Here is a 20,875-nt window from a genome sequence, read left to right as displayed (position 1 = left end):
GCTCCCGGCCAGATGACCGTGGAGCCAGCCAGATGACCGAGGAGGTCTCAGGGCGGAACCCGCGCATCCAGCGGATGCGCCGGCTGGTCCGCGACCGTGGATTCCGCCATGACGAGGCCGCCTACGTCGTGGAGGGCCCCTCCCTGGTGGCCGAGGCGCTGGACGCCGGTCGTGAGGTCCGTCAGGTCGTGGTGCCCTCCTCGGCGGCCTCCCACCAGGTGCTCCATCGGGCCGGGTGGTCCGGCGCGGCCACGTTCGTCGTCCCCGACGGCGTGTTCGAGGGCCTCTCCAGCACCAGGTCACCACAGCCGGCCCTGGCCGAGGTGGCCTTCCACGACGCCGAACCGGCTGACTTGGCCACCACGACGGGACCGCTGCTGGTCCTGGCCGAGGTCTCCGATCCGGGCAACGCCGGCACCCTGTTCAGGTCCGCCGAGGCCTTCGGGGCCACGGGCGTGGTGGTCGCCGGCGGCGTGGACCCCTACAACCCGAAGCTGGTCCGGGCCGCTGCCGGGTCCACCTTCCGCCTGCCGTTCGCCCTGGTGGACGATCCCCTGACGGCGCTGCGGCTCCTGTGCGGTGCCGGGTACGGGTGCTGGGCGACGGTTCCGCGCGGTGGGATACCTCCGGCCGAGGTGTCGACCGACGGACCGGTTGCCCTGGTGCTGGGCAACGAACCCCACGGCCTCTCCGAAGAGGTGGTTGGGGCGTGTGAGGGCGTGGTGAGTATTCCCACGGTCGGTGGGGTCGACTCGCTGAACGTGGCCATCGCCGGGTCTGTGGCACTGCACGACCTGGTGGGGCGCTCCCTTCGAGGGGACGGCGCGTAGTTACGAAGTGGCGGTACGGACGCCGGCGCCGCGGTGGACGGACCCCACGGACGGCGGGACGGCACGGAAGACTCAAACGGTCGTCGGGTGGGCCGACGGGTTCCTCTAGCCTGCGTTGGTCGCCATGACCGCTCCCGATCCGCGCACTCCACGTATGACCCCCGACCTGGACCAGCACCTCGCCGATGCGGCGACCGCCATCGCCGCGGTCGACGACCTGGATGCCCTGCGGGCCGTGGACGCCGACCTCCTCGGGAAGCAGTCGGTGGTGACCGCCGCCCGGAGGTCCCTGGGGGCCATGGAGGTGGACGAGCGCAAGGCCGTCGGGCGTCGCCTTAACGAGGTCCGTGCCGAGATCGAGGGGCTGCTGGCAGCCCGCAGGTCCCACCTGGAGGCCCTCGAGCGGGCCATTCGGCTCGAGTTCGAGCGCCTGGACCTGACGGAGTTGGACCGGGGCCGGCGCCTCGGCCACCGCCACGTGGTCACCCAGACCTGGGAGCGGCTCGAGGACCTGTTCGTGGGGATGGGCTACACGGTCTCCGAGGGCCCCGAGATCGAGGACGAGTGGCACAACTTCGGCGCCCTCAACTTCCCGCCCGACCACCCGGCACGCGACATGTACGACACCCTCTACGTGGACCACGGCGAACCGGGCAGCACCCTGTTGCGCACCCACACCTCGCCCGTCCAGATCCGGGTCATGGAGGCCGGCGAGCCGCCCATCTACTCGATCATGCCGGGGCGGGTGTTTCGCAGCGACACCGCGGATGCCACCCACATGCCGGTGTTCCACCAGATCGAGGGCCTGGTCGTGGACCGTGGCATCACCTTCGGAGACCTGGCCGGGACCCTGGAGGCCTTCACCCGGGCCTACTTCGGCGGGGACTTCACGTCCCGCCTCCGACCCTCGTACTTCCCGTTCACCGAGCCGTCGGCCGAGTTCGACATACGCCGTCCGGACGGCACCTGGCTGGAGCTGGCGGGCTGCGGGATGGTCCATCCCAACGTGCTGGCGGCGTGCGGCCTGGATCCGGAGGAGTGGTCGGGCTTCGCCTTCGGGTTCGGCCTGGACCGCCTGGCGTTGATGCGCCACGGTATCGACGACCTCCGCGAGCTGTTCCGCAACGACCACCGCTTCCTGTCGCAGTTCTGATGGCCTGCAGCGACCCTCCTCCGATGAACCGACTCCGCCATTGCATCTATGGCCACCTTCCAACGGGAGGTGGGGGCCGATGAAGGTCCTGCTGTCCTGGCTCCAGGAGTTCGCCCCGGTCGACGGGGCACCCGCCGAGATCGGCGACCAGCTCAGCGGGCTGGGCCTCGCCGTCGAGGACGTGGTCACCGTGGGCTCCGGGCTGGACGGCATCGTCGTGGCCCGGGTGCTGGACCTGCGTGCCCATCCCGATGCCGAGCGCATCCAGCTGGTGGACGTGGACGCCGGCGACGGGGAGGCCCTGCAGGTCTGCTGCGGGGCGTTCAACATGTCAGTTGGCGACCTGGTGCCGTTCGCCACCCTAGGTACGACCATGCCGAACGGGATGGAGATCGCCCGTCGCAAGCTGCGCGGCGAGTGGTCCAACGGGATGCTCTGTTCGCCACAGGAGATCGGCCTGGGCTCCGACCAGGAGGGCATCCTGGTGCTGGACGGCGACCACACCGTCGGCCTGGCCCTGACCGAGGCCCTCGAGTTGCGTCCCGACGTGCTCTTCGACCTGGAGGTCAACCCGAACCGTCCGGACGCCATGTCGGTGGCAGGTGTGGCGCGGGACCTGGCTGCCCGGCAGGGCGTGCCGTTCACCCGACCCGACCCGTCACCGATAGAGGTCGGCGACGACGCCACAGGTCGGATGGCGGTCGAGATCCTGGACCCCGACCTCTGCGGCAGGTTCGTGGTGCGCGTGCTGGACGGCATCTCTATAGGCCCGTCGCCGCGGTGGATGGCCAACCGCCTGACGGCGCTGGGCATGCGCCCCATCAACAACGTGGTCGACGTCTCCAACTACGTGATGCTGGAGCTTGGCCAACCCAGCCACACCTTCGACCTGGCCACCGTGGCCGGTGGTGGGCTACGGGTTCGCCGGGCCACTTCTGGCGAGGCCATCGAGACCCTGGACGGGGTGGTCCGGACGTTGACGGCCGGCGATGGCGTGGTGGCCGACGCCACCGACGTGCCGGTGAGCATTGCAGGGATCATGGGTGGGGCGTCCACGGAGATAGGCGGGTCGACCTCCAGCGTGGCCCTCGAGATGGCCTGGTGGGATCCGATGACCATCGCCTCGTCGTCGCGTCGGCTCAGCCTGCGGAGCGAGGCATCGGCCCGTTTCGAGCGGGGGGCCGATCCGGAGGTGGCCGACCTGGCCATGCGCCGCTTCGCAGAGCTGCTGGCCGAGACCGGCGCCACCTTGGCACCAGGCGTTGTCGACGTGCGGGGGAACACCCCGGTCCGGGAGACGATCCGGGTCCGGACCGACCGGGTGAACGCCATGCTGGGAACCGACCTGGAGCGCGACGCCATAGCGGACCTGCTGAGGTCCATCCAGTTCGGTGCGGAGCCGGCGGGCGAGGGGGGTGCCGACCTGGACGTCGCCATCCCGAGCTTCCGGCTCGACAGCGCCACGGAGATAGACATCGTCGAGGAGGTGGCCAGGATCCACGGCTACCACCGGATCGAACGCACGGTGCCGAGGTCGGCCGTCACCGGGGCGCTGACCGCCTACCAGACCGACCGCAGGGCCGTGCGGGCCGCCATGGTGGGCCTCGGCCTCGACGAGGTCATGCCGGTGCCCTTCCTGGCTCCCGGTGACCTCGAGAGGGCTGGCCTGGAACCCGATGGCGTGACGGTCACCAACCCGCTGGTGGCCGAGGAGTCGGTCATGCGGGCGTCGCTGCGCCCGGGAATCCTCAAGGCCCTGGCCTACAACGCCTCCCACCGTCTCCACGGGCTCGGCGTGTTCGAGGTCGGCCACGTGTACCGCCGCCCCGTGGACGTCCAGCCGCTCCCGGACGAGCGGGAGCACCTCGCCGTGGCTCTTGCCGGTCGGGACGCCGGGGCCGCCGTCGAGGTGTTCTCGGCCCTGGCCGACGCCCTGGACGCCAGGGACTACCGCCTGGTGGCCGAGACCACCCCCGGCATGCATCCGACCCGGACTGCACGGATCGACGTGGACGGCGTGGCCGTCGGACACGTCGGCGAGGTGGACCCGGGGGTTCTGGAGGCCTTCGGGGTGGACGAGCGCGTGGGCTGGCTGGAGCTCGACCTGGAGATCCTGCTGGGCCTGCCGCACGGCGACCGGCCATACCGGTCGGTGAGCCGCTACCCGTCGTCGGATATCGACCTGGCCTTCGAGGTCGACGAGACGACGGCGGCGGCCGACGTTGGATCGTGCCTGCGGGGCGCAGCGGGTGATCTGCTAGCCGACCTCTCCCTGTTCGACGTCTTCCGCGGGGCACCGGTGGCCGAGGGTCGTCGCAGCCTCGCCTTCACGCTGCGCTTCCAGGCTGACGACCGGACCCTCACCGATGCCGAGGTGGCCGAGGTGCGCCAGCGCTGCATCGACGCCGTGCAGGGCGCCCTGTCGGCCACCCTGCGGGGCTGAGACCGCGGCAGCTCGGCTCTGGGGCCGTCCCACTGCTGGAGGCCACCGGCCCCACGGGTACCGTCGGTGCCATGCGTGCATGGCGACTCCACGAGCTGGGTGATCCGATCGAGCGGCTGGTCCTCGACGAGGTGCCGGACCCGGTTCCGGAGCCCGGACGTGTGCTGGTGGACGTGGAGGCGGTCGGCCTGGCCTTCCCCGACGTCCTGCAGTGCCGTGGCGAGTACCAGGTGAAGCCCCCGCTGCCGTTCTCGCCCGGGAGCGAGACGGCCGGTCGGGTCGCAGCCGTCGGCGACGGGGTGGACCCGGCACTCGTCGGTCGGCGGGTGGTGGCCCTGGGTGGGGGCCTCGCCGAGCGGGTGGTGCTGCCGGAGGGATCGGTGTTCGAGGTGCCCGATGCCCTCCCGTCCACCAAGGCGGTGGCGGTGCCGATGAACTACGGCACGACCTGGTTCGCCCTCCACGATCGGGCCCACCTGGCGGCCGGTGAGACGCTGCTGGTGACCGGGGCGGCAGGTGGCGTGGGATCGGCGGCCATCCAGTTGGGTCGGGCGGCAGGGGCGCGTGTGATCGCGGTGGCCGGTGGAGCGGAGAAGGTGGCCGCATGTGCGGGCCTGGGCGCCGACGAGGTGATCGACCACCGCGAGGTGGACGACCTCGTCGAGCGGGTTCGGGAGCTGACCGGTGGTACGGGAGTCGACGTGGCCTACGACCCGGTGGGGGGCGAGACCTTCCAACAGGTCCGTCGGTGCATGGCATGGGATGGTCGCCTGTTGGTGATCGGCTTCGTGGCCGGCATCCCCGAGCTGAAGACCAACCATGTGCTGCTCAAGAACTACTCGGTGGTCGGCGTGCACTGGGGGGCCTCGCTGGCCCGCGATCCCGGGTCGCTGGGTCGTCAGATGGCCTCCGTGTTCGCCCTGGCCTCAAAGGGTGCGGTGGATCCGCTGCTCCACCCGCCGTACGGCTTCGACGACGCGCCACGGGCTCTGCAGGACATCGCCGACCGCAAGGCCGTGGGCAAAGTGGTTGCTGACCTGCAGATATAAATAACACTGCATAGTAATGTTGTATCAATATGCAGAAGTTGGCATACTGTCCCAATGCGCAGGATCGCCATCATCGGGGCGTCGGGATTCACCGGGGCCGAACTCCTCCGGCTCTGTGCCGGCCACCCCGACTTCGAGGTGGCAGTCGCCACCGGCGAGACCCAGGCCGGCACCGCGGTGGCCGACCTCTACCCGAGCCTGGCCGCCCACTACCCGGACCTGACCTACGCTCCGGCCGACCCGTCGGCGGTCGACGGGTGCGACGTGGCATTCCTGGGCCTGCCCCATGGGGCCTCCCAGGCCCTGGTGCCCGAGCTCCTCGACCGGGTCGGCCACGTCGTCGACCTAGCCGCCGACTTCCGGCTCCGGGACGCTGCCCTCTACCCGGCGTGGTACGGCGAGGACCACGAGGTACCCGCCCTGCTCGATGAGGCCGTCTACGGCCTCCCCGAGCTGTTCCGGTCCGACCTGGCCGGTGCCCGGCTGGTGGCCGCCGCCGGCTGCTATCCCACCGCCTCTGCGCTGGCCTTGGCGCCATTCGTGCGGGCCGGCGCCGTCGAGACGGCCGGCATCATCGTGGATGCGGCCAGCGGCGTGTCCGGCGCAGGTCGGCCACCGAAGCCGAACACCACGTTCTGTGCCGTGGACGAGGACGTCTCGGCATACGGCCTGGTGGGGAGTCCGGGCGGATCCGGTCTCGGCCACCGGCACACGCCGGAGATTGAGCAGGCAATCTCGACGTTGGCCGACGGCACCACGGTCGCCGGGGTGAGCGTCCTGTTCACCCCCCACCTGGCTCCGATGAACCGGGGGATCCTGGCCACCTGCTACGCCCGGCCTGTTGACGGCGGCTTGGACACCGACGGCGCCATGGCGATCCTGTCCGACTTCTACGCCGACGAGCCGTTCGTGGTCACCGACGAGCGGTCGCCGTCCACCAAGGCCACCCTGGGCTCAAACGCCGCCCACCTGACCGCCCGGGTGGATCCACGCACCGGCCTGCTCCTCGCAATCTGCGCCATCGACAACCTGGTGAAGGGCGCCTCCGGACAGGCCGTGCAGTGTGCCAACGCCGTCCTGGGCCTCGACGAGACGACCGGCCTCACCTCGATAGGGGTGTACCCGTGAGCGTCACGGCGGTGCCCGGATTCGTGGCAGCCGGCATGGCCTGCGGGGTCAAGGCCTCGGGTGCCGACGACCTCGCCATGGTGGCCACCGCCGACGGCACGCCGGTCACGGCGGCTGGCGTGTTCACCTCCAACCGGATGACGGCCCCGCCCGTCCTGGTCTGCCGGGACCACCTGTCGGCCACCGGAGGCCGGGCGGCGGCCGTGGTCCTGAACAGCGGCAACGCCAACGCGGCCACCGGTGCGGCGGGCAGGGCCGACGCCGAGGCCATGTGCGCCCTGACCGCCGAAGCCGTGGGCTGCACACCCGACGAGGTCCTGGTCTGTTCCACCGGCCTCATCGGCTTCCCACTGCCCATGGACCGGATTGCCCCGGCCATCCCGACGGTCGCCGCAGCACTGACCGTTGACGGCGGCCTGGCCGCCGCCCGGGCGATCATGACCACCGACACGGTGCCCAGGACCACGGTGACCACCGGCCCGACAACCGAGGGGGGAGCGTTCACGGTCGGCGGGGTGGCCAAGGGCGCCGCCATGCTGGAGCCCAACATGGCCACCATGCTGGCCGTGCTGACCACCGACGCCGAGGTCGACCCGTCCACGGCCACCGACCTGCTACGGGACGCCGTCGGGGTCTCGTTCAACTGCCTCACCGTGGACGGCGCCGAGTCGACCAACGACACCGTCCTGCTGCTGGCCTCGGGGACGGCCGGACCGGTGGACACGGCCGACCTGGGGGCCGCCCTGGCCGACGCCTGCCGGGACCTGGCCGTGCAGATGGCCGACGACGCCGAGGGCTCCACCAAGACGGTGTTCCTGACGGTCACCGGCGCAGTCTCCGACGCCGAGGCGGCGACGGGCGCACGGGACACTGCCAACTGCCAGCTGGTGAAGTGCTCCTGGTACGGAGAGGACCCCTACTGGGGCCGGATCGCCGCCGAGATGGGGGCTGCCGGCATCGCCTTCGACCCTGCCACCATCACCATCGCCTACGGCGGCCAGGTGGTCTACGCAGCCGAACAGGTCCAGCCGGTCGACGAGATGGCCCTGGCCACCCACATGGCGGGCAGGAGGATCGACCTCGAGGTGGACCTGGGGCAGGGAGACGGCTCGGCGTGGATCGTCACCACCGACCTCAGCCACGCCTACATCGACGAGAACATGCGGACCTCGTAGGGACGTGGAGGACGACATGGACCAGTCTGATTCCGTGGGCGCAGGCCCTCTCTCGGGCTTCTCGCCTGAACGGCGCGCCGCAGTGCTTGTGGAGACCCTGCCGTACATACAGCGGTTCGCCGGCTCGGTCATCGTGGTCAAGTTCGGTGGAAGTGCCATGGGCGACGAGGACCTGGCCGCCCGGTTCGCCGAGGACATCGTGCTCATGCACTCTGTCGGCATCAGGCCGGTCGTGGTGCACGGGGGTGGTCCCCAGATCGGCGCGCTGATGGACCGGTTGGGCATCGTGTCGGAGTTCCGGGACGGCCTCAGGGTCACCGACGCCGAGACCCTCGACGTGGCCCGAATGGTCCTCGTCGGCAAGGTCAACCGGGACATCGTGTCGGGCATCAACCGGCACGGGCCCCTGGCCGTGGGCCTCTCCGGGGAGGACGCCGGGCTGATCCGGGCCTCGGCCCGGGACCCGGAGCTGGGCTTCGTGGGCGACGTCGAGTCGGTCAACCCGGCCATCATCGAGCGGCTCCTGGCCGAAGACCTCATCCCGGTGGTCTCGACCATCGGGGTTGACCCGAGCGGACAGGCCTACAACATCAACGCCGACACCGTGGCCGCAGCGGTGGCCGGAGCCCTGGGAGCCGAGCGGATCCTCTACCTGACCGACGTGGAGGGCCTCCTGGCCGACGCCGACGACCCGGCGTCCAGGATCTCCCGGATCGACCTCTCGGGCCTGGCCGACCTCAGCGCCGACGGCACGATCAGCGGCGGGATGATTCCCAAGGTGCAGGCCTGCATCGATGCCGTGGATGCGGGCGTCGGCTCGGCCCACATGGTCGACGGTCGGATACCCCACGTGCTCCTGCTGGAGCTCTTCACCGACCTGGGCATCGGCACCATGGTCCTGCCCGACGGCGGCGTGGCCGCCGACGGCAGGGGCGTGGACGGGGTGCAGGTATGACCACCACCGCCACGAGCGCCGGCACAGGACGGGAGCGGTGGCCGGAGGTGCTCATGGGCAACTACGGCCTCCCCCCGGTCACCTTCGTCCGTGGCGCCGGTACGGAGCTGTTCGACGACTCCGGGAAGCGGTACCTGGACTTCCTCTGCGGCCTGGCCGTGACAGGCCTCGGACACGCCCACCCCCGGGTGGCGGCAGCCCTGGCAGAGCAGGCATCCACCCTCCTGCACGTCTCCAACCTGTTCGTGACCGAGCCGCAGCTGGAGGTGGCCGAGCGCCTGGATGCGCTGGTCCGGTCGGGCACCGACCAGGCCGAACCCGGTCGGGTGCTGTTCCAGAACTCGGGTGCCGAGGCCAACGAGGCGGCCCTGAAGCTGGCCCGGAAGTACCACGGTCGGGGTCGGCACGGCGTGCTGGCCGCCTTCAGGTCGTTCCACGGTCGGACCCTGGCCACCTTGGCAGCCACCGGCCAGCCCGAGAAGCACGAGCCCTTCCAGCCGCTGCCCGAGGGCTTCCGGCATGCCGCCTGGAACGACGTGGCGGCCTTCGAGGCGGCCATCGACCCGTCGGTCGGTGCGATCCTGCTGGAGCCCCTCCAGGGCGAGGGAGGCGTCAACCCGGCCGACGTGGAGTTCCTGAGGGGCGTCCGACGGCTCTGCGATGAGCGGGGCATCCTGCTGGTCATGGACGAGATCCAGACGGGCCTGGGTCGCACCGGTGCCTGGTTCGGGTTCCACCATGCCGGGATCCGGGCCGACATCGTGACGGTCGCCAAGGCCCTCGGAAACGGCGTGCCCATCGGCGCCGTGTGGGCAACGTCCGAGGTGGCATCGGCGTTCGGGCCTGGAGACCACGGGTCCACCTTCGCCGGCCAGCCGCTGGCCGCCTCGGCGGCCCGCGAGGTACTCCGGGTCATGGAGGAGATCGACGCACCCCGACTTGCACGCGAGCGCGGCGCCGAGCTGACGGCGCTGCTGGAGAGCGTGCCGGGGGTGGCCGGTGTCAGGGGCCTGGGCCTGCTGCTGGCAGCCGAGCTGCAGCCCGAGGTACTGGCCGGCCGGACCGCGCCGGACGTGGCCCGGGCGTGCCTGGATGCCGGCCTGGTGGTAAACGGGGTCACGCCGACTGCACTGCGGCTGGCACCCCCGTTCACGGTGTCCAGCGACGAGCTGGCCGAGGGCGTCGAGATCCTGGCCGGTGTCATGGCGGCGGACGCCGCCGGGGAGGCGAACCGATGAGGCACCTGTTGGAGGTCGACGACCTCACCGTCGAAGAGCTGGACCGGGTCCTGGACCTGGCCGTGGACCCATCGCCGCCACAGGTACTGGCTGGACGCGGCATGGCGCTGGTGTTCGAGAAGCCGTCGGCCCGTACCCGCAACTCCATGGAGATGGCCGTATTCCAACTGGGTGGCCACCCCGTCCACATCCAGGCGGCCGATGTCGGCCTGGACGTCAGGGAGTCCGTCGAGGACGTGACGCGCACGCTGGCCTGCTTCCACGGGTGCATTGGTGCCCGGGTGTTCGCCCACTCCACGGTCGAGCGGATGGCCGGCGAGGAGCTGGTGCCGATCGTCAACATGCTGTCGGACGCCGCCCATCCACTCCAGGCCCTGGCCGACGTACTGACCATCAGACAGGAGCTCGGCGAGGTGGCCGGCAGGACCGTCGCCTACGTCGGCGACGGCAACAACGTGTTCCGGTCGCTCGCACTGGCGGCGGGGATGCTGGGCGCCGACGTCCGGTTCGCCGGGCCACCCGGCTACCGGCTGCCGGAGGCCGACCGGGATCGCCTGGCGGCCGCCGGCGTGGTGGTGGCCGAGTTCGACCGGGCGACCGACGCGGTGGCCGGCGTCGACGTGGTCTACACCGACGTCTGGACCTCGATGGGCCAGGAGGAGGAGTCGGCCCGGCGACTGCGGGACTTCGAGGGGTTCCGGGTGGACGAGGCTCTCATGGAGGCCGCCGGCCCCCGTGCCCTGTTCCTTCACTGCCTGCCCGCCCACCGGGGCGAGGAGGTCACCGACGGGGTGGTCGACGGGGCGTCAAGCCGTGTCTGGCCGCAGGCCGCCAACCGGATGCATGCCGCCCGGGGGCTGCTGGCCTGGTTGCTGGGCGAGGCGGTCCACGGAGTAGGGGGAGTCACGTGAGCAAGCACCAACGACAGCACCGGGTGGAGCGGCTCCTGGCCGGCCACGTGGTGACCAGCCAGGAGCAGCTGGTGGGCCTCCTGGCCGACGAGGGCATCGAGTCCACCCAGGCCACCGTGTCGCGCGACCTCGACGACCTGGGGGCGGTGAAGGTACGGGTGCCGGGCGCGGAGAGCATGTACGCCATCCCCGAGCATCCGGCCGACCGGGTCGTGCCGATCGACCAGCTGCGGCGTGTAATGGGCGAGTGGGTGGTCGACGTGGGGTACTCGGGCAACCTCGTCGTGCTGCGGACCCCGCCCGGCTCGGCCCACGTGGTCGCGTCGGCCCTGGACCGGACGGGGATCGAGGGGTCCATCGGAACGGTGGCCGGCGATGACACCCTGATGGTGGTGGCCGCCGAGGGAACGACCGGAGAGCAGCTGGCCACGGCCCTGCGGGCCCTGGCCGGGCTCTGAGAACGACGTGGATACGTGGGCGCCGGTGCATCCGGATACGAGGGCCCGAGGCTGACGAAAGCAGGCAGAGAAGTGAGCGGTGACGAGACGGACCGGACGGCGGTCGACAAGGTGGTCCTGGCCTACTCGGGTGGGCTGGACACCTCGATCATCCTGCGCTGGCTGGAGGAGACCTACGGCTGCGAGGTGGTGACCTTCACCGCCGACCTGGGCCAGGGCGAGGAGCTCGAGCCGGCGCGGGCCAAGGCCGAGGCCATGGGGGTGACCGAGGTCTACATCGAGGACCTCCGGGAGGAGTTCGTACGGGACTACGTGTACCCGATGTTCAGGGCCAACGCCCTCTACGAGGGGGAGTACCTGCTCGGAACGTCGATCGCCCGGCCGCTCATCGCCAAGCGGCTCGTCGAGATCGCAGACGAGACCGGTGCCGACGCCATCAGCCACGGAGCCACCGGCAAGGGCAACGACCAGGTCCGGTTCGAGTTGGGCGCCTACGCACTGCGGCCCGACATCCGGATCATCGCACCGTGGCGGGAGTGGGACCTGGGCTCCAGGCAGAGCCTGTTGGACTACGCCGAGAAGCACGGAATCCCGGTGGAGATGAAGCGGGGCACGAAGTCCCCCTTCTCGATGGACGCCAACCTGCTGCACATCTCGTACGAGGGCGGTCCGCTGGAGGACCCCTGGCAGGAGCCGCCGTCAGAGATGTGGCGGTGGTCGGTCAGCCCGGAGATGGCACCGGACGAGGCCACCTACCTGGACTTGGCGTATGAGAACGGCGACGTGGTGGCGCTCGACGGCACGCCCATGACCCCGGCGGCCGTGCTCACCGAACTGAACAGGGTGGGCGGGGCCAACGGCATCGGCCGGACCGACATCGTCGAGAACAGGTTCGTGGGCATGAAGTCACGGGGCGCCTACGAGACCCCCGGTGGCACCATCCTGCTGAAGGCACACCGGGCCATGGAGTCGATCACCCTGGACGGTGGCGTAGCGCACCTCAAGGACGAGCTGATGCCCCGCTACGCCGAGCTGGTCTACAACGGCTTCTGGTTCAGTCCCGAGAGGGAGATGCTGCAAGTGGCCATCGACCACAGCCAGGCCTTCGTGAACGGTCGCGTCCGGCTGCGGCTGTACCGGGGCAATGTGGCCGTCGTGGGTCGGGAGTCCGACGACACCCTGTTCGACGAGGCCGTCGCCACCTTCGAGGATGACGAGGGTGCCTACGACCAGGCCGACGCCGAGGGCTTCATCAGGCTGAACGCCCTGAGGCTCAGGACGTTGGCCCGGCGGGCAGCCAGGTCGGGGGCATAGGGCCGTGGCGACGCTCTGGCACGGACGCTTCGAGGGCGGGCCCGCAGAGGCCCTCCAGGCCCTCAACGACAGCCTGCCGTTCGATAGGCGGATGTTCCGGGAGGACATCGCCGGGTCTCGGGCCCACGTCCGGATGCTGTCCCGCGTGGGCCTCATGTCGGAGGTGGACTCCGAGGCGGTCCTCGCGGCGCTGGACGCCGTCGAGGCCGAGATGGCCGACGGCTCGTTCGCCTTCGCTGCCGGCGACGAGGACATCCACACCGCGGTCGAGCGGCGGGTCACCGAGCTGGCCGGGGACGCCGGCGCCCGGCTGCACACCGGGAGGAGCCGTAACGACCAGGTGGCCACCGACCTGCGGCTCTGGACGCTACGGGAGCTGGGCGACCTGGCGCGCCTGGTCACCACCTTCCAGGGCACGCTCGCAGCCCGGGCCGACGAGGCCGCCGACGCCTACCTGCCCGGCTACACCCACCTCCAGCGCGCCCAACCCGTGCTGCTGGCGCACCACCTCCTGGCCCACGGCTGGGCGTTGGCCCGCGACGTGGACCGGCTGCTGGACGCCCGCGACCGGGCCGACGTGTCGCCGCTGGGCGCCGGTGCGCTGGCCGGGTCGTCCCTGCCCCTGGACCCCGACTCGGTCGCCGCAGACCTGGGCTTCGCCGCGCGCTTCGAGAACTCGATGGACGCCGTCGGCGACAGGGACTTCGTGGCCGAGTCGTTGTTCGCCCTGGCCCTCCTGGGCGTGCACCTCTCCAGGATCGGCGAGGAGCTGGTCCTCTGGAGCAGCGAGGAGTTCGGGTTCGTGGACCTGGACGACGCCTTCTCGACCGGGTCCTCGATGCTCCCGCAGAAGAAGAACCCTGACGTCGCCGAGCTGGCGCGGGGCAAGGCAGGGCGCCTCATCGGACACCTGACGGGCCTGCTGGCGACCCTCAAGGGCCTGCCCATGGCCTACAACAAGGACCTCCAGGAGGACAAGGAGCCGCTGTTCGACGCCTTCGACACCGTCAGGCTGACGCTGGCGGCCCTCGACGGGATGGTGTCCACCCTGGCGTTCCGGACGGACCGCATGGCCGCCGCGGCCGACAACCCGTACGCCGCCGCGATCGACCTGGCCGAGTACCTGGTGGCCGCAGGTACGCCGTTCCGCGACGCCCATGCCGTCGTGGGGGCTCTGGTGCGGGCTGCGCTGGCCGGAGAGGGCTCGCTGGTCGACCTGGTGTCGGCCGACGAGCGCCTCGGCCCGGAGGCGGCCGCCCTGCTTGCTCCCGGTGCCCCCGTACGGCGGCGGACCACGCCGGGCGGTGCCGGCCCCGGGCCCGTCGCCGTGCAGCGGGGCCGGTTCGTGAACCGGCTGGCCGCCCAGGCGAAGAGGATCGCCGACTGACCCGTGGCCTACACGCAGACCATCCGCGTTCGCTACGGCGAGGTCGACCGGCAGGGCGTTGTCTTCAACGCCCACTACCTGGCGTACCTGGACGACGTGTCCGATTCGTGGCTCCGGACGCTGGACGCGGACTTCGAGTCCACCGGCTGGGAGCTGATGCTGCGCCGGGCCGACCTCACCTGGCACGGACCGGCCGGGGTACACGACGAGCTGGTGGTGACGGCCGAGGTCGTGCGGTGGGGGACCACGTCGTTCGACATGGCCTTCGACGTCCGGGTGGAGGACCGCGTCGTCCTGACGGCGACCGTGTACTACGTGGGCGTGTCGGTGGGCGACCACGAACCCATGGTGCCGCCACAGGCCATCCGGGCCCACCTGGGCGGGTGAGAGGGGACCGCGACGTACGTGCCGGGCCCACCGGCCCGGCTGCCTCGGCCGCCGACCTGGCCGACCTGGCCGGACGACAGGTCCACGATCCCCGGTACGCCGTCGAGGCCGGACCGGTCGGTCCGGAGCAGGACCGGATTCTGGAACTCCTGGACACCCGGGCCGACCCCCTCGACCGGACCTGTCGTCCCGGGCACCTGACGGGCTCGGCGCTGGTCGTGGATCCGTCAGACCGCCGGATCCTCGTCCTGTTCCACTCCAAGCTGCGGCGCTGGCTCCAGCCCGGCGGGCACGCCGACGGGGATGCCGACCTCGCCCGTGTGGCGCTCCGGGAGGCCGTCGAGGAGACGGGCATCACCGGGCTGCGGGTGGTGGAGCCGGCCGTCGACCTGGACGTCCACCTCGTGGACCCGCCGGCCGAGGACCCCCACGAGCACCACGACGTCCGGTTCCTGGTGCTGGCGCCGCCCGGCTCCGTGCCGATCGGCAACCACGAGTCGGAGGCCCTCCGATGGGTTGCGGTGGCCGACCTGCCCTCCCTCGGGGCCGATACGGGCCTCTGCCGCCTGGCCGATCGGGCGCTTGCCCGTCTCGACGCCATCGAGGCCCTCCAGGCCTGAACAGACCGGTATCCCGGTCTCCGGGGGTCGGGCCGGTCGGCACGTGGCCGGGCTCCCGGACGACCTGAGTGTCGAACCCCCGGGTAGGGCCTACACGTCGCCAGGGTCCAGGCAGGCCTCCATGTCGTTGACCCGGGCGAAGCCGTTCATACGCTTCAGGACGCTGCCGGTGCCACTGGGCAGCGCTGTGAGCAGCGGCCTGACATCGCCCTCCAGCCGCAGCCGGGTGGCGTGCACCCGTCGGTCGGAAAGGTAGACCTCCCAGTCGTCCAGCCACATCTCGACGAGGTGCGTGTCGTCGTCGATGCCGCCTGGCATCACGGCCAGGTCGGCGACCATGGCACCGAGCACGTCCGTGGCCAGGTCCAGGTCGACGGCCCGATTGGCCGGAGAGGTGGCCTGGGCTGCACTGGGAAGCGAGTCGATCACCGCCCTGGCCTCCAGGCACCGCTTCTGGGCCGCCTCGGGCCAGGCGCGGTCCTGGAGTCGATCCGGGTTTCCCGACGGGGCCAGGAGGAAGGCGTAGACCCACAGCACCACCATGGCCACGGCCAGCAGCCCCACCAGCGTTCGGACGACGAACCTGCGACCGTCCGATCGAACCGGTGCGGGGGTGGTCACGGTGCCACCCGGAGGGTTATGACGGTTCCCGGCTCGACGACCGTTCCCGGGGCCGGGTCCTGGGACCAGACGAGGCCGCTGATCCACTCCGGCTCGTCCGGGTCGGCCACATGGATCACCTGGTAGCCGAGGCCCAGGGATTCGAGGACTGGGGTCACGGTGAAGAGCACGCGTTCGAGCAATTCGGGTACGACCACCCTGGCCATCGGGGGAGGCTCCACGGTCACCTCCAGCAGCATGGAGCCACCCGGCTGGATGGTCGATCCGACGGCCGGTGCCTGGCCGATGATCGTTCCGGCCTCCGTGCCTTCCATCTCGACCTCCACCACGCTCACGATCCGTATGCCGTCGCCGGAGCCGGCGAGGAGGGCCCTGGCATTGTTAAGGGTGAGGCCGAGCAGGTCCGGCGTGGGAAGGCGACCGTCGGCGGGCGGCTCGACGGCCACGGTCGTGGTAGGGGCGGCGGGCACCGGGCGGACGCTGCGGGTGGGGATGATGCTGGCGAACTCCTCCGCGGGGAGGCCGACGTGTGCGGCCTCCATCACGTCCTTCCAGATCATCGCCGGGTAGGTGCCGCCGTAGACCTTGCGGTCGGTGGTCGGGGGGATCATCGGGATCTGGGCCTCGGGGTAGCCGACCCAGACGGCGGTGGTCCGCTGCGGGGTGTACCCCACGAAGACGGCGTCCGCGTAGTTCTGGGTGGTACCGGTCTTGCCGGCCGCCGGTCGGTCATCCAACTTGGCACGCCAGCCGGTGCCCTGGGTGACCGCTCCCTCCAGTATCCAGGTCACCATGTCGGCGAGGCGGGCGTCCAGCACCCGTGACTGCTGCCTGGTCCACGACCACAGCGTCGTTCCGTCGGCGCGGACGATGCGCGTCACGTAGCTCGGCGGGATGTTGACGCCACGGTTGGCGAACGTGTGGTACGCGGTCGCCATGTCCAGCATCGTGACGTTGGACGTGCCGAGGATGTTCGAGTTCACCCGCTGGATGGTGGAGCGGATCCCCAGCCGGCGGGCCATCAAGACCACCCGGTGGGCGCCCATCTCCATGCTGAGCTGGGCGAAGACCGTGTTCAGGGAACTGCGGGTGGCCCGGATGAGGGTGACCTCCTCGGCGTCGGGTGGTGCCACCAACTCTTCGCCCTCAGACGGGTCCCAGCTCCAGGTGGGGATGGCCTCCAGCATCTGGATGCGATATTGGAAGAGGCGCTCCCGGTCGAAGTCGTACCGGCGGTTTGCCACCCACTGGGTGAGGTCCACCGCCTGGTAGGTGATCTCGGTCTCGCCGGCCTCCCCTGCGTCCTCATCCCGGTCCTCCACGTCGACCTCCTTGACGACCCGGATGGTCTCGACGTGGTCGGGCGGGACGTCGGTGTGCTCCTCCCGTAGGTAGAACTGCAGGAGGGCCTGGATTCCGTGCTCGAAACGGGCCTCGGTGGCATCGTGGCCGCCTACGCCGCCGGTGACGCGCCAGACCCTGTTGTCCTCGTCGGCGCCGGGGATCTCGAACTCCAGCACGTTGGGCGCCGGATACGTGGCGGTGACCTTCCAGCCTGCCTCCAGGGCCGCGGCCAGGCCGATGGTCTTCATCGAGGAGCCCACCTGCCGTCCGCCGCCGATCGCAAGGTTGACCTTGGCGTCGTTGTCCGTGCCGAAGAAGTCCCGTCCGCCGACCATCGCAAGGACCTGGCCGGTTCCTGTCTCGAGCACCACCACCGCTGCGTCGGGGTGGCCCCGTCCGGCGGGCAGGTGGTCCTCCACGGCCTCTTCGGCCGCCTGCTGGAGGTCGAGGTCGACGGTGGTCTCGATCCTGAGGCCGCCCTCGAACAGGAGCCGCTCCCGGACTCCCCGGCTGGCTCCGAACGCCGGGTTGTCCAGGAACCAACGCCGGACCTCCTCCACCAGGTGGCCGGCCGCGTAGCGGGTCTCCAGGCGGGCCGAGTACTCCTCCAGCCGGGGTGGCATGGCAGCGGCGGCCGCGTGCTGCTCCGGGGTGATGTAGTCGTTGGCAAGCATGCGGTCCAGCACTATGTGGCTGCGCTTCAGGCTCTTGGAGTAGTTCATGAACGGGTTGTAGCGGCCCGGCAGCTGGATGATCCCGGCCACCATCGCCGCCTCGGAGAGGTTGAGGTCGGCCACGTCCTTGTTGAAGTACGTCTGTGCGGCAGCCTTCACGCCGTAGGCGCCGTGGCCCAGGTACACGGTGTTCAGGTACTGCAGGAGGATGAAGTCCTTGCCGTACTCGTCCTCCAGTCGGGTGGCGTACCAGACCTCCTCCAACTTCCGGCTGGCTGTCTGCTCGGCATTGCGGATGATGGCGAGCTTCACGTACTGCTGGGTGATGGTGGATCCACCCTGGCTGATCCCGCCCGCCTCCAGGTTGGTCCGGGCCGCCCGGATGATCGCCTTGAGGTCGAAGCCGTCGTGGATGTAGAAGCGTTCGTCCTCGATTGCGATCACGGCGTCGCGGACCATCTGGGGGATCTCGTCCAGGGTGCGGGCGCTGGTGCGGTTCTCGGGGGCGACCAGCGTGATGATGTGGCGTCCGTCGCGGGCCACCACGACCGAGGACTCCGCCTGTTCGGGGATCGTGATCTCGAAGTCCCGGGTCTCGTAGCGGTAGCAGGAGGTGGCCACGGTGGCCAGCGCCGTCACCACGCAGGCGACGCGCACGAGGCCCGGGGAGAGGATCCGCATCTTCCCAGTCTGGCCGCCCGGCGACCCGTAACCGCGTCGGGTGACGACCACCACAGGGCGGCGCCGGGCACCGGTTGCCGGGCAGTGCGCAGGGTCCCGGACAGCAGGTCAGGCAGGGTCGTGGGAAAGGGCCCGGCCTGACGGCTCCGAGGCTCCATACTGGTGATCATGAGCGCCCCACAGCCCGACGGCTTCGCCGGAGCCGGCATCCTCGACGACCTGGTGGCCAGGGGGCTGGTCCAGGACAGCACCGACCTCGGGACCCTCCGGCAGCGCCTGGACGAGGGGCCGATCACCGTGTACTGCGGCTTCGATCCGACGGCCGACAGCCTCCACGTCGGGCACCTCGTCCCGCTCCTGCTGCTGCGTCGGTTCCAGGACTCCGGCCATCGTCCGATCGCGCTCGCCGGTGGTGCCACGGGGATGGTGGGCGACCCCAGCGGTCGGTCCGAGGAACGCAACCTGCTGGACGGCGTGACCCTCACCAACAACGTGGAGGCCGTCGCCGGGCAGCTCAGGTCGTTCCTGAGGTTCGACGGGGACCTGGCTCCCGACGACCAGCCGGCCGTACTGGTCGACAATCGGGAGTGGACCGTCGGCGTCGGCGTGCTCGAGTTCCTGCGCGACGTCGGCAAGCACGTAACCGTGGGGACCATGCTCGGCAAGGAGTCGATCCGGGCCCGCCTGGCCGGCGACCAGGGCATCTCGTTCACCGAGTTCAGCTACATGCTCCTCCAGGCCAACGACTTCTTCGAACTCCACGAGCGCCTGGGCTGCGAGCTCCAGGTGGGCGGGTCGGACCAGTGGGGGAACATCACCGCCGGCATCGACATGATCCGGCGGCGGAAGGCCGCATCGGCCCACGGGCTGACGGTGCCCCTGGTGACACGGGCCGACGGCGCCAAGTTCGGAAAAACGGCAGACGGTACGCTTTGGCTGGACCCAGTAAGGACCCTGCCCTACGAGCTCCACCAGTACTTCGTGAACGTGGACGACCGGGACGTGGAGCGCTTACTGCTGCACCTGACCCTCGTACCGGTCGAAGAGGTGGCTGCTGTGATGGCGTCCCACCAGCAGGCTCCGGAACTCCGTGTGGCCCAGCAGCGCCTCGCCGACGAGGTGTGCACCCTGGTCCACGGCGAGGGAGAGACGGCCCGGGCCCGCCTGGCCGCACAGGGCCTGTTCGGTGCCGAGCCGCCCACCGGCGCGGTGCTCGAGGCGCTGCGGGGCATCGTGCCCGAGACGTCGGTGGCCGCCGATGACCTGACCGGAGCTGAATCCCTCGTCGACGTGCTCGTGACCTCGGGCCTCTGCGGGTCCAAGGGCGACGCCCGGCGAACGCTCTCCGGCGGTGGGGTGTCCGTGAACGGTCGGCGACAGGATCCCGGCGCCGTCGCCCTCCCGCCCGACGCACTGGTGGACGGGCGCTACGTGCTGCTCCAGAAGGGCAGGCGCAACCGGCACCTGCTGGTGCTCACCTGAGGGTTCCCACCTGCTGGTTCCCGACTGCCGGCGCCCTGCCCGCGCTGGACCGCCGCCGTTCTCCCGGCAGACCCTCCAGGTCCGGGCTGCCGGGTGTTGCTGGTCACGCCGATCAGGGCAAAAAGCCGCCGGTACGGGTTGGGGCCAGTCAGGCGTAGGGATAGTGTTTCTCTGCCTACGGGTACCGCGTCCGTCCTTGACCGGGCGGATCGGCCACCGTAGCGTGGGCACCCGCCCGGTGGCAGGTCCGATGGGACCGAATCACCGAGGTGGGTTGAGGGCACCACCGCCATCACACGGGATCCGTCCCGCGTGTTCGGCGTGTGCCGGGAGGCCTCTGGCCTCCAGGTGCTCCTTGAAAACGGGATAGAGGACGAAAAAGCCAGTGCGGGCTGTCCACAGACGATCGCGAGTCGTCACTGGACAGACCCTGAACAATTCAAATAGCACTGTACGGACAGCGGTGGCCGGCTTCGGCCGACCACCATTGACCTGTGCCTGGTCGGCCGGGATTTGGTGTCCCGATCGACCTCGAACTCGCGTCGGCACCGCCTTCGGGCGGTGCCGCACCAACTGATTCGACGGCCAGCACCGCTTCGGCGGTGTCGGCCTGAGATTTCGACGGAGAGTTTGATCCTGGCTCAGGACGAACGCTGGCGGCGGGCCTAACACATGCAAGTCGAACGCACTCGACCTTCGGGTCACATGAGTGAGTGGCGAACGGGTGAGTAACACGTGAGAAACCTGCCCCGAAGACTGGAATAACCCGAGGAAACTCGGGCTAATACCGGATATCCCCACCAGGTCGCATGGCCAGGTGAGGAAATGCTCAGGCGCTTCGGGAGGGTCTCGCGGCCTATCAGCTAGTTGGTGAGGTAACGGCTCACCAAGGCAACGACGGGTAGCTGGTCTGAGAGGACGATCAGCCACACTGGGACTGAGACACGGCCCAGACTCCTACGGGAGGCAGCAGTGGGGAATCTTGCGCAATGGGCGAAAGCCGGACGCAGCCACGCCGCTTGAGG

17 protein-coding genes and 1 rRNA gene are annotated in these 20,875 nt (G+C 70.4%); 16 read left to right on the top strand and 2 right to left on the bottom strand.

Going from position 1 to position 20,875, the window contains the following annotated elements; genetic code table 11:
* Positions 1-32: 32 nt before the first annotated feature.
* From MK177_03305 to MK177_03240, 14 genes are all read left to right on the top strand, one after another.
* A complete protein-coding gene (locus tag MK177_03305) occupies positions 33-830 on the top strand; it encodes an RNA methyltransferase (protein MCH2426344.1) in 798 nt (265 codons plus the stop codon).
* Positions 831-954: 124 nt separating this feature from the next.
* On the top strand, positions 955-1,983 hold the full coding sequence (gene pheS, locus MK177_03300) for a phenylalanine--tRNA ligase subunit alpha (protein MCH2426343.1): 1,029 nt from the start codon (positions 955-957) through the stop codon (positions 1,981-1,983).
* 79 nt (positions 1,984-2,062) lie between these two features.
* Complete coding sequence (gene pheT / locus MK177_03295) at positions 2,063-4,426, top strand: phenylalanine--tRNA ligase subunit beta (protein ID MCH2426342.1); 2,364 nt, start codon at positions 2,063-2,065, stop codon at positions 4,424-4,426.
* A gap of 71 nt (positions 4,427-4,497) precedes the next feature.
* Positions 4,498-5,475 (top strand): NADPH:quinone oxidoreductase family protein, encoded by a 978-nt coding sequence (locus tag MK177_03290; protein MCH2426341.1) that lies wholly within the window; start codon positions 4,498-4,500, stop codon positions 5,473-5,475.
* A gap of 54 nt (positions 5,476-5,529) precedes the next feature.
* A complete protein-coding gene (gene argC / locus MK177_03285) occupies positions 5,530-6,603 on the top strand; it encodes an N-acetyl-gamma-glutamyl-phosphate reductase (protein ID MCH2426340.1) in 1,074 nt (357 codons plus the stop codon).
* Positions 6,600-7,778, top strand: a complete 1,179-nt coding sequence (gene argJ, locus MK177_03280; protein MCH2426339.1) for a bifunctional glutamate N-acetyltransferase/amino-acid acetyltransferase ArgJ — start codon at positions 6,600-6,602, stop codon at positions 7,776-7,778. The genes argC and argJ overlap by 4 nt, the downstream gene beginning before the upstream one ends.
* A 34-nt stretch (positions 7,779-7,812) precedes the next feature.
* Entirely contained in the window at positions 7,813-8,733 is a 921-nt protein-coding gene (gene argB, locus MK177_03275; GenBank protein ID MCH2426338.1) for an acetylglutamate kinase, read from the top strand.
* Positions 8,730-9,971, top strand: a complete 1,242-nt coding sequence (locus tag MK177_03270; GenBank protein MCH2426337.1) for an acetylornithine/succinylornithine family transaminase — start codon at positions 8,730-8,732, stop codon at positions 9,969-9,971. The genes argB and MK177_03270 overlap by 4 nt, the downstream gene beginning before the upstream one ends.
* Positions 9,968-10,882 (top strand): ornithine carbamoyltransferase, encoded by a 915-nt coding sequence (argF, locus tag MK177_03265; protein ID MCH2426336.1) that lies wholly within the window; start codon positions 9,968-9,970, stop codon positions 10,880-10,882. The genes MK177_03270 and argF overlap by 4 nt, the downstream gene beginning before the upstream one ends.
* Complete coding sequence (gene argR, locus MK177_03260) at positions 10,879-11,340, top strand: arginine repressor (protein MCH2426335.1); 462 nt, start codon at positions 10,879-10,881, stop codon at positions 11,338-11,340. The genes argF and argR overlap by 4 nt, the downstream gene beginning before the upstream one ends.
* Positions 11,341-11,412: 72 nt before the next feature.
* Positions 11,413-12,654, top strand: a complete 1,242-nt coding sequence (locus MK177_03255; protein MCH2426334.1) for an argininosuccinate synthase — start codon at positions 11,413-11,415, stop codon at positions 12,652-12,654.
* 4 nt (positions 12,655-12,658) lie between these two features.
* Entirely contained in the window at positions 12,659-14,041 is a 1,383-nt protein-coding gene (gene argH / locus MK177_03250) for an argininosuccinate lyase (protein MCH2426333.1), read from the top strand.
* 3 nt (positions 14,042-14,044) lie between these two features.
* The gene (locus MK177_03245) at positions 14,045-14,428 is read left to right on the top strand and encodes an acyl-CoA thioesterase (GenBank protein ID MCH2426332.1); all 384 of its coding nucleotides are present in this window, start codon (positions 14,045-14,047) and stop codon (positions 14,426-14,428) included.
* Entirely contained in the window at positions 14,425-15,048 is a 624-nt protein-coding gene (locus MK177_03240; GenBank protein MCH2426331.1) for an NUDIX hydrolase, read from the top strand. Before MK177_03245 ends, MK177_03240 begins: the two co-directional genes overlap by 4 nt.
* A 90-nt stretch (positions 15,049-15,138) precedes the next feature.
* Here the strand turns inward: MK177_03240 and MK177_03235 are convergent, their stop codons facing one another.
* Together MK177_03235 and MK177_03230 are read right to left on the bottom strand one after the other, a co-directional pair.
* Positions 15,139-15,669 carry a hypothetical protein gene (locus MK177_03235; GenBank protein ID MCH2426330.1) on the bottom strand — a complete coding sequence of 177 codons (531 nt, stop codon included), beginning with the start codon at positions 15,667-15,669 and terminating at the stop codon, positions 15,139-15,141.
* Entirely contained in the window at positions 15,666-18,368 is a 2,703-nt protein-coding gene (locus MK177_03230; protein ID MCH2426329.1) for a transglycosylase domain-containing protein, read from the bottom strand. Before MK177_03230 ends, MK177_03235 begins: the two co-directional genes overlap by 4 nt.
* A 168-nt stretch (positions 18,369-18,536) precedes the next feature.
* Between MK177_03230 and tyrS the strand changes: the two genes are divergently transcribed.
* Together tyrS and MK177_03220 are read left to right on the top strand one after the other, a co-directional pair.
* Positions 18,537-19,850 (top strand): tyrosine--tRNA ligase, encoded by a 1,314-nt coding sequence (gene tyrS / locus MK177_03225; GenBank protein MCH2426328.1) that lies wholly within the window; start codon positions 18,537-18,539, stop codon positions 19,848-19,850.
* 618 nt (positions 19,851-20,468) lie between these two features.
* Positions 20,469-20,875 (top strand): 16S ribosomal RNA (locus tag MK177_03220); the annotation flags it as partial.

The sequence above is a fragment of the Acidimicrobiales bacterium genome, assembly GCA_022452145.1.
Taxonomy (GTDB): domain Bacteria; phylum Actinomycetota; class Acidimicrobiia; order Acidimicrobiales; family MedAcidi-G1; genus UBA9410.
This window is presented reverse-complemented; position numbering and strand designations above follow the sequence as displayed.

What these genes read in the sequence shown, in the direction of transcription:
- MK177_03305 (MCH2426344.1), top strand. Translation starts at nt 33, where the DNA reads ATGACCGAGGAGGTCTCAGGGCGGAACCCGCGCATCCAGCGGATGCGC.
- pheS (MCH2426343.1), top strand. Translation starts at nt 955, where the DNA reads ATGACCGCTCCCGATCCGCGCACTCCACGTATGACCCCCGACCTGGAC.
- pheT (MCH2426342.1), top strand. Translation starts at nt 2,063, where the DNA reads ATGAAGGTCCTGCTGTCCTGGCTCCAGGAGTTCGCCCCGGTCGACGGG.
- MK177_03290 (MCH2426341.1), top strand. Translation starts at nt 4,498, where the DNA reads ATGCGTGCATGGCGACTCCACGAGCTGGGTGATCCGATCGAGCGGCTG.
- argC (MCH2426340.1), top strand. Translation starts at nt 5,530, where the DNA reads ATGCGCAGGATCGCCATCATCGGGGCGTCGGGATTCACCGGGGCCGAA.
- MK177_03270 (MCH2426337.1), top strand. Translation starts at nt 8,730, where the DNA reads ATGACCACCACCGCCACGAGCGCCGGCACAGGACGGGAGCGGTGGCCG.
- argF (MCH2426336.1), top strand. Translation starts at nt 9,968, where the DNA reads ATGAGGCACCTGTTGGAGGTCGACGACCTCACCGTCGAAGAGCTGGAC.
- MK177_03230 (MCH2426329.1), bottom strand. Translation starts at nt 18,368, where the DNA reads ATGCGGATCCTCTCCCCGGGCCTCGTGCGCGTCGCCTGCGTGGTGACG.
- tyrS (MCH2426328.1), top strand. Translation starts at nt 18,537, where the DNA reads ATGAGCGCCCCACAGCCCGACGGCTTCGCCGGAGCCGGCATCCTCGAC.